This window comes from Lysinibacillus sp. FSL W8-0992 (genome assembly GCF_038008685.1).
Taxonomy (GTDB): domain Bacteria; phylum Bacillota; class Bacilli; order Bacillales_A; family Planococcaceae; genus Lysinibacillus.
Window position 1 is genome coordinate 4,089,675 of record NZ_JBBOZQ010000001.1, and the last position, 16,863, is coordinate 4,106,537.

15 protein-coding genes are annotated in these 16,863 nt (G+C 37.5%); all 15 read right to left on the reverse strand.

What is annotated here, in order from left to right; translation table 11 throughout:
- Positions 1 to 4: 4 nt before the first annotated feature.
- Positions 5 to 667 carry a CpsD/CapB family tyrosine-protein kinase gene (locus NSQ74_RS20480; RefSeq protein WP_340826521.1) on the reverse strand — a complete coding sequence of 221 codons (663 nt, stop codon included), beginning with the start codon at positions 665 to 667 and terminating at the stop codon, positions 5 to 7.
- Positions 668 to 740: 73 nt separating this feature from the next.
- A complete protein-coding gene (locus NSQ74_RS20485; RefSeq protein WP_340825754.1) occupies positions 741 to 1,436 on the reverse strand; it encodes a YveK family protein in 696 nt (231 codons plus the stop codon).
- A gap of 387 nt (positions 1,437 to 1,823) precedes the next feature.
- A complete protein-coding gene (gene rny, locus NSQ74_RS20490; protein WP_340825755.1) occupies positions 1,824 to 3,383 on the reverse strand; it encodes a ribonuclease Y in 1,560 nt (519 codons plus the stop codon).
- 735 nt (positions 3,384 to 4,118) lie between these two features.
- Positions 4,119 to 5,186 (reverse strand): recombinase RecA, encoded by a 1,068-nt coding sequence (gene recA / locus NSQ74_RS20495; RefSeq protein ID WP_340825757.1) that lies wholly within the window; start codon positions 5,184 to 5,186, stop codon positions 4,119 to 4,121.
- Positions 5,187 to 5,437: 251 nt separating this feature from the next.
- Positions 5,438 to 6,697, reverse strand: coding sequence for a competence/damage-inducible protein A (locus NSQ74_RS20500; protein ID WP_340825758.1), 1,260 nt, complete (start codon positions 6,695 to 6,697; stop codon positions 5,438 to 5,440).
- A 17-nt stretch (positions 6,698 to 6,714) separates the two neighbouring features.
- Positions 6,715 to 7,293 (reverse strand): CDP-diacylglycerol--glycerol-3-phosphate 3-phosphatidyltransferase, encoded by a 579-nt coding sequence (gene pgsA, locus NSQ74_RS20505; RefSeq protein ID WP_340825759.1) that lies wholly within the window; start codon positions 7,291 to 7,293, stop codon positions 6,715 to 6,717.
- A gap of 48 nt (positions 7,294 to 7,341) precedes the next feature.
- On the reverse strand, positions 7,342 to 8,265 hold the full coding sequence (locus NSQ74_RS20510; protein WP_340825761.1) for a helix-turn-helix domain-containing protein: 924 nt from the start codon (positions 8,263 to 8,265) through the stop codon (positions 7,342 to 7,344).
- Between the two features lie 16 nt (positions 8,266 to 8,281).
- The gene (locus NSQ74_RS20515; protein WP_340826522.1) at positions 8,282 to 9,070 is read right to left on the reverse strand and encodes a DUF3388 domain-containing protein; all 789 of its coding nucleotides are present in this window, start codon (positions 9,068 to 9,070) and stop codon (positions 8,282 to 8,284) included.
- A gap of 226 nt (positions 9,071 to 9,296) precedes the next feature.
- Positions 9,297 to 9,554: a DUF3243 domain-containing protein gene (locus NSQ74_RS20520; protein ID WP_173477695.1), complete on the reverse strand. Its 258-nt coding sequence runs from the start codon at positions 9,552 to 9,554 to the stop codon at positions 9,297 to 9,299.
- Between the two features lie 45 nt (positions 9,555 to 9,599).
- Positions 9,600 to 10,328 (reverse strand): elongation factor P 5-aminopentanone reductase, encoded by a 729-nt coding sequence (ymfI, locus tag NSQ74_RS20525; RefSeq protein ID WP_340825763.1) that lies wholly within the window; start codon positions 10,326 to 10,328, stop codon positions 9,600 to 9,602.
- Positions 10,328 to 11,626, reverse strand: a complete 1,299-nt coding sequence (gene yfmH, locus NSQ74_RS20530; protein ID WP_340825764.1) for an EF-P 5-aminopentanol modification-associated protein YfmH — start codon at positions 11,624 to 11,626, stop codon at positions 10,328 to 10,330. Before yfmH ends, ymfI begins: the two co-directional genes overlap by 1 nt.
- On the reverse strand, positions 11,623 to 12,894 hold the full coding sequence (gene yfmF, locus NSQ74_RS20535; RefSeq protein WP_340825765.1) for an EF-P 5-aminopentanol modification-associated protein YfmF: 1,272 nt from the start codon (positions 12,892 to 12,894) through the stop codon (positions 11,623 to 11,625). The genes yfmH and yfmF overlap by 4 nt, the downstream gene beginning before the upstream one ends.
- 233 nt (positions 12,895 to 13,127) lie before the next feature.
- On the reverse strand, positions 13,128 to 14,087 hold the full coding sequence (locus NSQ74_RS20540) for an ABC transporter permease (protein ID WP_340825767.1): 960 nt from the start codon (positions 14,085 to 14,087) through the stop codon (positions 13,128 to 13,130).
- Position 14,088: 1 nt separating this feature from the next.
- Positions 14,089 to 15,135 (reverse strand): ABC transporter permease, encoded by a 1,047-nt coding sequence (locus tag NSQ74_RS20545; RefSeq protein ID WP_340825769.1) that lies wholly within the window; start codon positions 15,133 to 15,135, stop codon positions 14,089 to 14,091.
- Entirely contained in the window at positions 15,135 to 16,682 is a 1,548-nt protein-coding gene (locus tag NSQ74_RS20550) for an ABC transporter ATP-binding protein (RefSeq protein ID WP_340825771.1), read from the reverse strand. Before NSQ74_RS20550 ends, NSQ74_RS20545 begins: the two co-directional genes overlap by 1 nt.
- Positions 16,683 to 16,863: the final 181 nt, after the last annotated feature.

Here is a 16,863-nt window from a genome sequence, read left to right on the forward strand (position 1 = left end):
ATCACTATCGGTAATATTGATCATAATATTCGCCGAGAGGTAATTTGTAATTGTTTAAAACTACGCCTAAAATATTCGCCTTTGATGCTTCAAGACTTAATTTCGCTTTAAGTACACTTGCATTTTCCACTACACCACTATTCACAATTAGTAGTGTTCCTTGACATTTATTAGATAAAACTTGTGCATCGGTTACAGATAACAGTGGTGGTGCATCAAAAATAATGATGTCAAAGTCTCCTATTAGTTGCGTCATAATACTATCCATTGTTTTTGAAGAAAGTAACTCAGCGGGATTAGGTGGAATTGGTCCACTCGTCATAACAAAAAGATTAGGAATATCTGTACTATTTAAAACTTCTGACATTTCATATTGTCTTGTCAGTAAATTTGAAAGACCTCTTATATTTTGTAATCGAAACGTATAATGCATTGTGGGCTTACGTAAATCAGCATCTACAATTAATATTTTTTTCCCTTCTTGTGCAAATACAACGCCTAAATTGGCTACATTTGTTGATTTCCCTTCACCTGGCGTCGCTGAAGTTACTAAAATTGTTTTGATGTCTTGATCTGGCATTGCGAAGGTAATGTTTGTTCGTATTGTACGAAATTGCTCAGAAACGATGGAATTACTATTGCCGACTGTCACAAGCTTCCTGCCCATTTTTCCTAGTTTTTTTTTATTGGCTCTTTTTTGAAGAAACACAGTTACTCCCTCCTTATGTAACGGGATTCAATCATATGTTTTTATAGCTCGCACTAGTTATTTTACTTATTATGCCAATAATTGGTAACCCAATGGTTTCTTCAATATCTTGCTCTGTCTTAACTGTTGTATCCAAGCACTCTATCAATAACGCAATGCCAGCGCTTATGATAAATCCAATCATTGCAGCCGCCACAATATATAAATTTTTGTTTGGTGCTACAGGCTCAGGTTTGTCCTCCAATTTCGCTACGGACAAAATATTAATATTGTCGATTGTCATTAACACTTGAATTTCCTCTTGAAATACGCCTGCTACAGTATTGGCAATATCGACTGCCATTTCGGGCTTTTTATCGCGGACAGCAATATTGACAACTTGAGAATTACTGGCGTTGGATACAGTAATCTGTTCCTTTAATTTTTCAGGTGTACTATTTAAATTAAGTTGGCTAATCACTTTTGATAAAATAGCAGGACTTTGAATAATAACATTGTACGTATTAATTAAGCGTAGATTTGTTTCTACTTGCTGTACCCCTAACAGAGCTTGATCGGTATTTTTTTGATTTACTAAAAGCTGGGTCTGCGCCTCATACGTTGGCTTTATGATAAAGTAACTAAGAAACGCAGTGACTAATGCTAATAAAAGTGCAAAACTGATAATATAGAGCAATTGCTTTCGCACTATTTTCAATACATCTTGTAATGTGATAGTTTCTTGCAACGACCTTCACCCCTTGACATAACATATGCTAGCTAATCTATATCCACTAGTTACATTAAAAAGTTTTATTCAAAAAGTTTTATGGCCTATTATATTATTGATATCTCCCTTTTATTCATGGTCGATAAAGAGACATAGATGTTACATAAGCTTATATCTTCTATTATTAATATGGGGCTTTTCAAAAACAAAAAGCGAATCCAATTTTCAGGAAACGCTTCTTACTAAAACCGATATATTCATTTTCACATCTGACGAACTGCATAAGGTCACAATCATCTAATCTAAGTGTTTTTCATTCAAATACGTGCTAAATACAATCTTGTATTCCTAACCAAATAAAAAGAGGCTCCTCTTGATTAAAATCAAGAGGAGCCTCTTATTTTATTATTTTGCATACTCCACTGCACGAGTTTCGCGAATAACGGTTACTTTAATATGACCTGGATAATCTAGTTCTTCTTCAATACGCTTACGAATATCACGTGCAAGACGATGAGATGCTAAATCGTCAATTTTTTCTGGTTGAACAATAATTCGGATTTCACGACCTGCTTGGATAGCATATGATTTTTCAACACCATCATAGCTTTCAGAAATCTCTTCTAATTTTTCTAGTCTGCGAATATAGTTTTCCAGTGTCTCACTACGAGCACCTGGACGCGCTGCTGATAATGCGTCTGCTGCAGCTACTAATACTGCAATAACAGATGTCGCTTCTGTATCACCATGGTGAGAAGCAATACTATTAATAACAACAGGATGTTCTTTATATTTCGTAGCTAATTCCACGCCGATTTCAACATGGCTTCCTTCAACTTCATGGTCGATTGCTTTACCTATATCATGCAATAGGCCTGCACGACGAGCTAACGCTACATCTTCACCAAGCTCAGCAGCTAGTAAACCTGCCAAATGTGCAACCTCCACTGAATGTTTTAGGACGTTTTGCCCGTAGCTTGTACGGTATTTCATGCGGCCCAAAATCTTCATTAAGTCTGGATGTAGATTGTGAATGCCGATTTCAAATGTCGTTTGTTCCCCTGTTTCACGAATTTGTTCATCCACCTCTCGACGAGATTTCTCAACCATTTCTTCGATGCGAGCAGGGTGAATACGACCATCCTGTACCAGCTTTTCAAGTGCAAGTCGAGCCGTTTCACGACGAATTGGATCAAACCCAGATAAAATTACTGCTTCTGGAGTATCATCAATAATTAAATCGATTCCTGTTAAAGTTTCGAGTGTACGGATATTACGACCCTCTCTACCAATAATACGACCTTTCATTTCATCATTTGGCAAGTTCACAACAGAGACTGTTGTTTCTGCAACGTGGTCTGCAGCAAAGCGTTGCAGTGCCAATGATAAAATTTCACGTGCCTTTTTATCAGATTCCTCTTTCACACGCATTTCAGATTCCTTCGTCATTACAGCAATATCAGTCGCTAGCTCTTTCTCTACTTCACTTAAGATAATAGTCTTAGCTTCATCTCTTGTTAATGCAGAAATGCGCTCTAGTTCTGTTTTTTGCGCTGCAACAAGCTCGTCCACTTTGCTTTCCATCTGTTCAATATGCTGTTGTCTTTCAGCTAGAGCTTGTTCCTTACGCTCTAAGCTGGCTTCTCTCTTATTCAGAGCATCATCCTTGCGATCAAGATTCTCTTCTCTTTGCAATAAACGGTTCTCTTGTTTTTGAAGTTCTAAACGACGGTCACGAATGTCATTTTCTGCTTCAGTACGAAATTTGTGAGTTTCATCTTTGGCTTCAAGTAGTGCTTCTTTCTTTAATGCCTCCGCCTCTCGTTTTCCTTCTTCAACGATTGTTTCAGCGACATGTTTAGCACCAGTGATTTTTGAGTCATTCACTTTTTTCATGTAGATATAGCTAACAGCGGCACCAACGATGAGTCCAAGCAAAGCGGAGATGATAGTAATTCCATCCATATGAACACCTCCTCTTGCTATTTGGGTAATACAGGTTCAGTCGGCGCATACAAAAAATGTACTGCCTATTTTAAAGTCATAATTCAGAAATTATACATATTTAATTGTATAGCTAGCCTCAGGCTCTGTCAAGGATAGACGGGCATCTGTTCGCCTATCTGCAACAAAAAAAGTAAGTCATATCCATTAGATGGATATATTAACTGTTACTTTTGAGCTAGATAAAATGCCTTCTTCGATGAATAATCTTTTTATTAGGATGATGGTTACAATACAATTATTACCACAATTACCGTCATCTTAATACAATTATTTTAACTTTCTTTGACAAATGAACATATCGTCTCTTTGTCAGCTGTCCAATCAAAAATTTTATACCCTATTTCACTCATAACTATATCTATAATTTACGTTAGCTATCTATCAATTCCAGTATCGCTACAATCTATTAAACTAACAAAAAAATCGTTCTTACTTCTTATGAGTAAGAACGATTTAGAGTGAAGCGAATTGCTATGTTGATTGATTTCCTTTGTAGGCGCACGCTTTCTGCACAGCACTTCTGTAAGCCTCAACCCTCACTAGCGTAGATTGTTCGTCTTACGTACTATGCGTTACAGCAGAAGTCGCCGACGTGTGCTCTAACCAACTTATTAAAATGTAACTAGAATGAACTTCTTGATGCATTTTGTCGCATCTTAAGCATTCTCATTCCTTTAGAAGTGAGAACAATATTTATTTTTTTTCATCTTCAAGAAGAAGCATTAGCTCTTCATCCATTTCCTCGTCATCATGTGCAGCAATTGTATACTGTGTTGCGGCAATTCCGTAAGAAGAACGAATTTTATTTGCAATTTCTTCTAAAACAGCAGGATTTTCTTTTAAATATTGTTTTGCGTTTTCACGTCCTTGGCCTAGACGCTCATCGCCATAAGCGTACCAAGATCCACTTTTTTGAACGATGTCTAATTCTACACCTAAATCGACTGTTTCGCCCTCTTTTGAGATCCCTTCACCGTACATAATATCAACCTCAGCTGTACGGAATGGTGGTGCCACTTTGTTTTTTACAATTTTAATTTTCGTACGGTTACCCATAATATCATTACCTTGTTTTATTGCTTCTGCACGACGAACTTCTAAACGTACTGAGCTGTAGAACTTAAGCGCACGACCACCAGGTGTCGTTTCTGGATTACCGAACATAACACCAATTTTTTCACGAATTTGGTTAATGAAAATAGCGATAGTTTTTGATTTATTGATAGCGCCTGAAAGCTTACGTAATGCTTGAGACATTAAACGAGCTTGTAAACCAACGTGAGAGTCACCCATATCGCCTTCAATTTCAGCTTTCGGTACTAGCGCTGCAACAGAGTCAATAACGATAATATCAATAGCGCCACTACGCACTAACGCTTCTGCAATTTCAAGCGCTTGCTCACCAGTATCTGGTTGTGATAATAAAAGTTCATCGATATTTACGCCTAATTTTTGAGCATAAATCGGATCTAACGCATGCTCAGCGTCAATAAATGCTGCTTGTCCACCCTTTGCTTGTACTTCCGCAATGGCATGTAGTGCAACTGTTGTTTTACCTGATGATTCTGGACCATATACTTCAATAATACGTCCACGTGGGTATCCACCTATACCTAATGCGGCATCAAGTGCTAGTGAACCACTAGAAGATGTAGCAATTTCTAAATCTGTTTTTTCGCCTAGCTTCATGATAGAGCCTTTACCGAAATTCTTCTCAATTTGTTTTAACGCCTGTTCTAAGGCTGCTTTACGATCACTCATTATTTTTCCTCCTTCAAAACTGTTCACTGTTATTGTCTATCTCTACTATACTTGTTTTTTTGAGAACACGCAAGAAAAAAGCGAACATTTATTCGATTTTAATCCAAAATAAAAATTTGGATAAGTTTTTCCTATCCAAATTCCCATTTTCAACTATTAGCAATTACACTCCAGTCGTAATTGCGCCCAATTTTTTTCGAGCCTATGCATTGCTTCAGCTAGGGTTCTACCCTACTAAACCAATTAGCAAATTAAAATCGTTTCATATATCCTCGTTCTTCTAATTGTTGCATTAAATAATGAAATGTAAATTTAACCGCACGTAAACGATTTGTATTGCGCATACCTGATAAATGCAGTAAATATGTTATTGGCTCTTCGTCGCCTATAGCAATTCCAATCCATACCGTTCCAACTGGCTGATGGTCATGTGCAGTAGGACCAGCCGCTCCCGTTAACCCAATACCAATATTCGTACCAAATTTTTCACGCACTGCACTAGCCATTGCTGCAGCACATTCACTGCTGACGATACCATAAGTATCTAATAATTGTTGGTCAATACCTAGCTGCTTTACCTTGGCATCTTCTGTATAGGTCACTACGCCTCCTATAAGAATATTGCCTACGCCTGGAATCTCTGCTAGCTCTGATTGAAATAAACCTGCTGTTAAGCTTTCTGCTGCAGAAATCGTTAATTTATTATCTTGCAACATTTCTACCGTTTTCGAGGCAAGTGAATCATCATTTATGCCATATTGGAAGTCTCCTACAATAGCACGAATCTCCGCCACTTTATCAGCAATAAGCTGTTGGGCTTCCTGCTCTGATTGCGCCTTTGCTGTTACACGTAAAGTTACTTCTCCATCAGCAGCTAGTGGTGCAACTGTCGGATTTGTTTGTGTATCTAAAATATCTTGTACACGCACTTCTAACTCAGCTTCTCCAATGCCATAAAAGCGCATTACATGAGACACTATGACTCCGCCATCATTTAGCATTGTACCAAGCTTTGGCTTCGCTTCAAATTGGAACATCGGCTCCAGTTCTTTTGGAGGTCCAGGAAGTAAAATGTAGGTACGCTTATCCTTTGTCAAAATCATCCCTGGTGCCATACCATGATGATTAGCTAGCACCTCGCTACCTGCTAATACAAGCGCCTGCTTGCGGTTATTTTCCGTCATTGAGATGCCTCGTTTAGCAAAAAATTGCTCAATGTATGACAATGCAACTTGATCGATTACAAGATCTAGCCCAAGATGACGAGCAATCGTTTCCTTCGTTAAATCATCCTTTGTAGGGCCTAAACCACCTGAAAAAATGATAAGATCAGCGCGCGATTCCGCTATGCTTATTGCTTCCTCTAACCGTTTTGAATTATCGCCAACAACGGTATGATAAAACACATTAATTCCTAACTCAGAAAGCTGATTAGAAATAAACTTTGCATTTGTATTTGAAATCTGTCCAAGTAATAACTCTGAGCCAACTGCAAGGATTTCAGCATTCATGATTCACAAGACCTTTCTTATTTAGACTCAAGTAATACACGTCGATTTATATAGAAATAATCCCATCCAGACCATAGTGTAAAGAACAATGCTATATATAGCATTATTGTATCAAATGGGATACCGAAAATCACAAAAATTGTATTGTGTAAAAGAGCAGCTGCAATAGCTACAATTTGTGCCCATGTTTTAATCTTACCAAGCTGATTCGCCGCTACGACTTCTCCACCACCTGCAAGAATTAAACGTAAACCAGTTACCGCAAATTCACGGCTAATAATAACAATAATCACCCAAGCCGGTGCCATACCAAGCTCTACCATTAAAATAAACGCTGCAGAGACAAGTAATTTATCCGCTAAAGGATCTAAAAATTTACCAAACGTCGTTACAAGATCATACTTTCTCGCATAGTAACCATCTACCCAATCCGTCGTTGATGCAATAATAAAAATAAGAGCTCCTACAAAATGATGGACTGGCATTTCTGCACTAAATAAGTTCATTGTTCCCCAGCCGAAATCAAACATCATAACAATTACAAAGAACGGAATAAGTAAGATACGTGAAATGGTAATTTTATTTGGAATGTTCATTTTTCTAACACCTTTCATGATGAAAGAAAGTAGTCATCATTAGGATGACTACTGTTCTTTATTGAAATTGACGACAATATTTTGCGTTACGATTTGCTGTGCGTACGTTAAAAGTTCGTCATTAATATAAACCTTAGCTTGAGTTGAATTGCCTAAACGAATACGAGCATAGTTTTGCGCTGTTGCATCAAACTCAACAACTTCACCTGCGTTATAAACACGCGTATCTGCAAGTAATTCTTGTTGCTGTTGGTCGCGAATACCAATAAATGTAGGACCTGATACTTCAATGCGTATTTTAAATGTTTCAGCACCTGTTAACGTGTAAGAAGTTGTAGCGCCATCTGCTTCGATTGTGCCTGCTGAAATCGCTTGCTTAACATCTTCTTCAGTTTTACTTTCATCTGGTGTTTCATCTTTTGTTTCATCTGTCGAATCTTTATCTTTATTAGCTTGAGCCTTTTTATCTTCTTCCGCTTTGTCTTTTTCACTATCAATTGGTTTTGGTTTTTTATCGTACTCCACCACTGGCGTCGTATCATCATATTCATTTGTTCCAGTTTTACTTTTTGATTGTAAAAGAACCCAAATTGCAACAATAATAACGATAATAAATAAAGCGACAATGACTTTTGGCATAGCCTCCATCATTTTATTTGAAGGGCTTTTTGAAACTTTTCTTCTAGTTGAAGTTTGAGTCATCGATTGGCTAACTTGGTCGTTCTTTGTGCCTGGTAATTCGTTTTTATACGTTTCTAAAATTTCCTCTGGATTTAACCCAACAGCCTCAGCATATTGTTTAATGAATGCTCGTACATAAAACGAACCTGGCATAATTGAATAATTGCCTTCTTCAATCCCTACTAAATAACGTTTTTGAATTTTCGTTATTTCTTGTAAATCGTCTAAGCTGTAGCCTTTAGACAGTCTCGCCTCTTTCAGTCGAGTACCTAATTCTGCCACTAATAACACCTACTTTAATATCAAATTAAAAATTAAATCCTCCAAATGAATCGGATTCGGACATCATATGATTTTTTTCCATTATTTCATAAGTAATTTCTTCATCAGGGTGATGACGTAGTTCAATGATATAATCAAAATCCTCAATCTTATATTCAGAATGCTGAATAAACATATCAGGATGCTCTACTACTTTAATAGAAGGCATATTCATCATTTCACGTACTAGTTGCAAATGTCGCTCGTCCTCGGAACGCCTTGTAACAATACCGTCCAATATAAAAATATTATTGTCACTGAATTCATCGCCGGCGAGCTTATTACGAATAGTTTGCTTAATCATTGTAGACGATAAGAAAATCCATTTTTTATTGGCACAAACACTTGCCGCAACAATAGATTCTGTTTTACCAACCCGAGGCATCCCACGTATTCCAATGAGCTTATGACCTTCTTTTTTAAAGAGTTCTGCCATAAAGTCCACTAAAATACCTAGTTCATCTCGTACAAAGCGGAAGGTATTTTTTTCGTCTGCATCTCGTGGAATATAATGACCATGCCTGATAGCTAAACGATCACGGAGTTTAGGTTGTCGAAATTTAGTAACGTGGATATGTTCCATTGTCGAAACAATTGTACGAAAACGCTCAATTGCTTCATCATTGTCTGTATGCACTAACATACCACGTCGATCTTCATCGACACCATTAATTGATATAATATTGACTCGAAGCATCCCTAAAAGTGAAGCAATATCTCCTAATAATCCAGGGCGATTCACCTGAATTTCATATTCAAAGTACCAATCGCTCAAACACACTCGTTCCCTTCCTATTAGTTAACGTAAAAAATCTTTTATAAGTTCCATCATAGCTGATTTTTTATGTAATGGAAAGTTAGAATACATGGAATTATAGCGTTATTTTTAATTTCTTACTAATTTTTTTTGGTAGTATTGGAAATAGACTTACATACGTTCCCTTTTCCGCAATATTATCGATTTTTAATAGAAAAAAGAGGAGAGTAGCTCTCCTCTTTTTTTATTGCACATGTTTATTTTGCACAAGTTTTACGACACAATTCGCCAATGCATGTTTTTCATCATCAGAGGCAACGCCCCATAAATCCGACAGCACTCGCTCTTGTTCATTTTTAGGATCGACATTAGTCGCTAAATACTCGCCAATTTGGACAGCAGCCTGTTGAATCATTTTCTTTGGCATACCGCTTGATTCAGCTTGCATTACGTTTTGTCCTAAAAAAGATGTCCATTTTTGCCAGTTTTCTAAAATGGTCATATGTTTCCTCCTCCTTTACACAAGTAGTATGTGCAAAAAGAAATATTATATGTACCAGCCACCATTTAATCGAATTATTTGTCCTGTCACATAGTCTGCTTTGCCGGATAAGTAGAAACGAACCATTTCCGCTACATCCGTTGTTTGACCGACCGCTCCTAAAGGAATATCGTCCAAAATATATTGCAATTCCTCTTCACTTAAATGGCTATTCATCGAAGTATTAATAAAGCCTGGCGCAATAGCATTCACACGAATGCGAGACAATGCAGCTTCTTTGGCGTAGGACTTCACAAAAGCATGCTGCGCGCCTTTCACCGTTGCATAAAGTGCCTCACCTGCGGAACCTGCCTCGCCCCAAATAGAGCCGATAAAAAGCACATAGCTCACATCATGGGTACGGAGTTTTGAGGATAATAAAGCCGTTAAATGCATTGGATTTTGCACATGAACACGCCATAATGCATCCATATCTTCTACCGTAGTGTCTTCCAGCAATGAATAATGCGCTTGACCATTAGCAAAAACAATTGCCTGTACACTAAATATTTGGGAAGCTAACGCTTGCGCCGCTGTTATTTTTGTAAAATCACCTTGTACAAGCATAAATTCCTGAGCAGGAAAACGACTTACAAGCGTTTTACATAATGTTTGAGCCATTTGCTCATTGTTTGAATAATGCACATAGAGAGACCAGCCGTCCTCTGCCAAACTGTGGCAAATAGCACGACCGATCTCACCTGATGCACCTAATATAAGGGCAAACTTTTTCACTAGGCGCCCTTCTCTGTTGGTAAAACTTTAAACACAGTTTGTTGAGACTCTCCTTGAATAGAAGCAAACGCTTGCGTTAAATCTTCAATTGTTAATTCTTCTAAGACAGGCACTACATCAAACAAATTCATATCATTAAACGAGTAACGCGTAAATTGGTTTGCAATAAATTCAATTGAATTTAATGCACGTAAGAAAAAGCCTATTTTTTTACGCTTAATGCGCTCTAAATCTTCACTTGCAAATTGCGCGTTTTTTTCGTATTTTTCCAATTCGGCTTTAATCGCTTTTTCTAATGCATCAGGTTCTGTTGAATCCGAACCAATTAACGCAAAGCCAAAACCATTTTCTAAAGTAAAGTCAAATGCGTACGATTCATCAATCAAACCTTCATCATACACACGTTCATAAAAATTAGAAGTGCGACCAAAAATAAGTTCTAAAGCAATTTGTACTGATAGCTCATGTTTTAACATTTCCCGACCAGACAAATTCGTTTCTCGAGCTTTTAAACCAATATAGACCTTAGGCTTTTGAACATCCATGTGTAATGTACGGTCTTTTATGGCAACATCTGTTGGCTCTTCATCAAAGAAGCGTTGTATTGGTGTAGGCTCTGGAAACTCTTTTTTTCCTTGGTTTTCGCGAATGAACGCCATCATTTCTTCTGGCTCGACAGCACCTATAGCAAATAACAACATATTAGACGGATGATAAAACGTATTGTAGCACGTGTATAAATGGTCAGCCGTAATGCCGTCAATTGATTCAATTGTTCCCGCAATATCAATTTTCACAGGGTGATTATGATACATATTTTCAATCGTACCAAAGTATAGACGCCAATCTGGTTGGTCATCATACATTGTAATTTCCTGGCCAATAATGCCCTTTTCTTTGTTAACAGTAGCTTCTGTAAAGTAAGGTTCTTGGACAAAATTTAATAATGTTTCTGTGCTTTTATATATATTATCTGTTGATGAAAATAAATATGCAGTTCGAGTGAAGGAAGTAAATGCATTGGCTGAAGCACCATATTCACTAAATTTCTGGAATACATCTCCATCTTCTTTTTCAAACATTTTATGCTCTAAAAAGTGTGCGATTCCATCTGGCACTGTAATACTTTCCGATTCACCAAGCGGTACAAATGTACGATCTACTGAGCCGTACTTCGTTGTGAACGTGACAAAAGTTTTTGAAAAGCCTTTTTTCGGCAAGATATATACATCTAAGCCGTTTTCTAATTTTTCATAGTAAAGTGTTTCATCTAATTGTTTGAATTCAATTGTTTTCATTGTGCAGCTTGCTCCTTTCCTGATAAGAAATAGACCGCTTCTAACTGCACTTGCTTCGCCATTTCAATTACATCTTCTTTCGTTACAGCTCGCCATTTATTTGCCCATGCTTCTACAGAGAACTCCTCAGGCAAATCTTTATATTGGTCAAAAATTTCGATTTGACCACGCGCTGAATCAAGAGATTCTTTTAACTGATTTGTTAACATCGCCTTTGTTTGTTCTAATTCTAAATCAGTGATTTCCCCTGCTTGCATAACAGCAAGTTGCTCTTTAATGAGATTGAGTGCTTTTTCTTCATTTTTCGCCTCAATACCTGACACAACGAATAATAAGCCATAGTGTGATGCATATGAGCTAGAGGCATAGTAAGCCAGGCTTTCTTTTTCTCGCACATTCATAAATAACTTGGCATGCGGATAACCACCAAAAATACCGTTAAAAATCTGCATTTTTGCAAAATCAGCATCACCAAATCGAACAGGAGTACTAAAACCTATATGCAGCTTACCTTGCTTCATTTCTTGCTGTTCACGGACATAATCATTTTGTGGGTGTTTTTGTGGCGATACAGTTGGAATTTCCTCAGGAATACGGTCCTTAAATGGTAGAGCCTCTTTTAATTTTGCAACAAGCTCATCTTCATTAATATCACCTGCAACATAAATATCAATTTTGTCCGTCGTTAGCATTGATTCGTACGCTGCCAACAGAGATGACGGTGTGATATTTTTAATGTCTTCTACTGTACCATTTGCCGAAATAGAGGCAGGTTCATTTGGACGTAATATTTCTTGCAGACGCATTTGTGCAAAACGAGATTTATCGTCAAAAATGGATTCAATACGTTGGATGACCATTTTCTTTTCACGTTCTACAATTGATTCTTTAAATACACCATTTTCTAAATTCGGCTCAAAAATTGCCGCATGCATTACACCTAGTACTTCATTTAAGACACTTGTATTAGCCAAATATTGATCGTTTACGGTTTCCATATTCATCAATACCGTATGTTCGTTACCACGCTTTGATGTATCAAAATACAATACTGTCCCGTATAGGTCATCTAAAAAACTACGAAATGCGGCAGTTGTTGTATATTTTGCATTGCTGTGTTGCAATACATTTGTTAACACCGTACGTTCAGACGCACATTTGGCCGTTAATGCTCTTCTCCATTTAATCGAGAAATTTACTGTTTTAAATTGGGTCGTTTGTCGGATATGCAAATTGACACCTTTTGCAAAAGGTATTGTTTTAAACATATGAAACCCTCCTATCTTTCTTAATATAACAATGTACTACAAATACTATACATGTCTATTGTCTATAATTGCAAAAAGAATCCAAAGTATGTATACAGAAAGTGAAAATAAGCTTGTAAATTATTATTTGTATAAGGCAAAAGACTGGGCTTGATTGCCCAGTCTTTTGTTTACTCGCTTCATTTCTTTCGACTCGGTCTAGTAGTTCAACGAATAAACATGCTGTCTTAGACTTATCGTTTGCCTTTAATATATGGTTGACCACTTGCTTTTGGTGCATTTGCTTTACCAATAAATCCTGCTAACGCAAAAATCGTTAACACGTAAGGTAAGATTTGTAAATACACTGCTGGGATTTCTTGCACATATGGAATTTGGTTCCCTGCAATACTTAATGTTTGCGCTAAACCAAAGAACAATGCTGCTCCAAGTGCACCGATTGGATGCCATTTCCCAAAGATCATTGCTGCAAGTGACATGAAACCTTGACCAGCAATCGTTGCGTGTGAAAAGTCATGTGTAATTGTTTGCGCATAAACCGCACCACCAAGACCACCAAGTGCTCCTGAAATAACTACGGCAATATAACGCATTTTATTAACTTTTACACCCATTGTATCTGCAGCCATTGGATGTTCCCCTACTGCACGTAAGCGTAATCCAAATGGTGTTTTATAAATAATAAACCAAGCACCTATTGCCACTGCAAAGGCTAAAATCGATGTGCTATATACATCATGGAATAATAAACGTCCAAAGAACGGAATATCCTGTAAGTATGGAATAGCAAAACGACGAATTGGTTGGTCAATCATATCTGTTTGACCTTTATCATAAATCAATTTTACTAAGAATACAGTGACCGCTAAACCAAGTAAGTTAATAGCTACCCCTGATACCGTTTGATCGGCACGGAATGTGATAGATGCTACCGCGTGTAGTAAGGAGAAAATCCCCCCTATAATAACAGCTGCAAGCATTGCCACCCAGACTGTTGCGGATCCCAATTGTGTTGCAAACTCTAAATTGACAAAAATACCAACAAATGCGCCGACAATCATTAAACCTTCTAGCCCGATGTTAACAACACCTGAACGCTCAGAGAATACACCACCGATTGCAGTGAAAATTAATGGTGTCGCATATAGGATTGCAGAAGGGATGATGAAATATAACATTTCTAAAAAGGTCATGTTATTGTCCCTCCTTTTTCTTACTTAACTTTTGTAAACCTACTCGAATAACGTAACCTGATGCTACAAAGAAGATAATTAAGGCAATAATGATAGACACGATTTCCTCAGGAATCCCTGCAGCATTTGGCATGTTAAGAGCACCGTATTTTAACGAGCCGAATAACGAAGCCCCGAATACTACGCCAAGTGGTGTATTGGCACCAAGTAAAGCAACGGCAATACCGTCAAAACCAATACCTGTGAAGCCAGCTTTAATCGATGCGTTTTGGAATGTACCAAGCGCCTCCATCGCACCACCAAGGCCTGCAAACATACCTGAAATTGTCATTGCTAAAATGACATTTTTATTGACACTCATACCAGCATATTCTGCTGCATTATGATTAAAGCCAACTGCTTTTAACTCATAACCACGTGTTGTTTTTTCTAAAATGAACCACATTACAACTACCATAAGAAGTGCAATTAGGATCCCATAGTGAAGACTTGAATTGTCTGTAAGCTCTCTTAAAAACGGAGAACGTAATGAAGCCGATTCAAGAACACGTTCTGTTTTAAAGCTACCATCTGACAATTTTTTAATAACAGCATTCGCAATATAAAGTGCTGTATAGTTTAACATAATTGTCGCAATTACTTCATGGACTTTAAATTTCGCTTTTAAGAAACCTGCAATAAAGGCCCAAAATGCACCAGCTACTGCTGCTGCTAGCAATGCTAACGGTAAGTGAATGATTTTTGGTAGTTCAAAAGCATAACCTACCCATGCTGCTGCAAGCCAACCTAAAATTAACTGACCTTCAACACCGATGTTAAATAAACCTGTACGGAAGGCAAATGCTACCGCTAGACCCGCCAAAATATATGGTGTGATTTGACGAATTGTGTTCCCTATTGAATATGAATCTCCAAAAATACCTGTCCAAAGAGCACTATAACCTTGTATTGGATCATAGCCACTGACTACCATTACGATAGCACCTACAATTAAACCGATAATAATAGAGATGATAGGAACGAGTATATTAATGACACGATTTGACATTAGTCGTTCCCCTCCTTCGCTATATTTGTGCTATTTTTTTTACTTTGCCCCGCCATTAATAGACCAAGCTCTTGCTCTGTTGTTTCTTTTGGATTTAACTCATCCACTATCTGACCATCATAAATAACAGCGATACGGTCTGAAACATTCATTACTTCATCTAGTTCAAAAGAAATTAATAATACGGCTTTTCCTTTATCACGTTGCTCTATAAGTCGAGAGTGAATAAATTCAATTGCCCCTACGTCAAGTCCACGTGTCGGTAGTGCCGCAATTAATAAGTCCGGATTTCGGTCAATTTCACGACCAATAATCGCCTTTTGCTGGTTACCACCTGATAAAGCGCGGGCAGGCGTCATTTCGCCATTACCTGTACGTACATCGTATTCTTTAATAATTTGCTTCGCTTTTTCTGATACTTTTTTATAATCCATTACAATGCCTTTTGCAATTGGCGGTTGGTAATATGTTTGGAGTGCAATATTATGACCGATTGGGAAGTCGAGTACTAAACCATGCTTATGACGATCTTGCGGGATATGTCCAACACCCTCCTCAGTAATTTTACGAGGTTTCATGTTCGTAACATCTTTACCGTTAAACTTCACTATTCCGCCTTTTACTTTACGCAAGCCTGTAATTGCCTCGATTAACTCAGATTGTCCATTGCCATCGATACCAGCGATACCAACAATTTCACCCTTACGTACAGTGAGGTTAAGGCCTTTTACTTTATTGATATTACGATAGTCAGTTACGACTAAATTCTCAATTGAAAGTACTTCATCAGTTGGATTTCCATCAATTTTTTCTGTTTTAAACTCTACTTGACGACCAACCATTAATTCAGCTAAATGATTAGGGTTTGTCTCAGTCGTAACAACCGTCCCAATCCCTTCACCTTTACGAATAATTGTTACTCGGTCGGAAACATCCATAATTTCTTTCAGCTTATGCGTAATTAATATAATTGATTTACCTTCAGCGATTAATCGACGCATAATTTGAATCAGTTCAGTGATTTCTTGTGGCGTTAAAGAAGCAGTCGGTTCATCGAAAATTAGTATTTCTGCACCGCGATAAAGTGTTTTTAAAATCTCGACACGTTGCTGCATACCAACTGTAATGTCTTCGATTTTTGCATTAGGATCTACATCTAGACCATATTTCTCAGAAAGCGCTTGCACCTTTTTCGCTGCGTCTTTAATATTGACTACGCCCATCTTAGTAGGTTCAGAACCTAATATAATGTTTTCTGTCACTGTAAAGTTTTCCACCAACATAAAATGTTGATGCACCATGCCAATCCCCAAATCATTGGCAACGTTTGGGTTTGTAATTTTAACAGCTTTCCCACGAACACGAATTTCTCCACCCTCTGGCTGATACAGACCAAAAAGGACGTTCATTAAAGTCGATTTACCAGCACCATTTTCTCCTAGTAGTGCATGGATTTCGCCTTTTTTTAGTTGGAGGGTGATGTTGTTATTCGCTACGAAATCACCAAATTCTTTGCGGATTCCAAGCATTTCAATCACGTATTCCAATATTGTCACTCCCTTATTAGGCAATTTTCTCTAAAATAATTGTACTCTAGTGTATTTCTACCTGCCTCTATTGCAATACAGCCCAGCCTAAGGTTTAACTTTATTCAAAAGCGTTGCAATTTCTTTAAATAAAAAAACACCTGTATTGAACCTCACCTAAAGGTAAGGCATTTTCTAACAG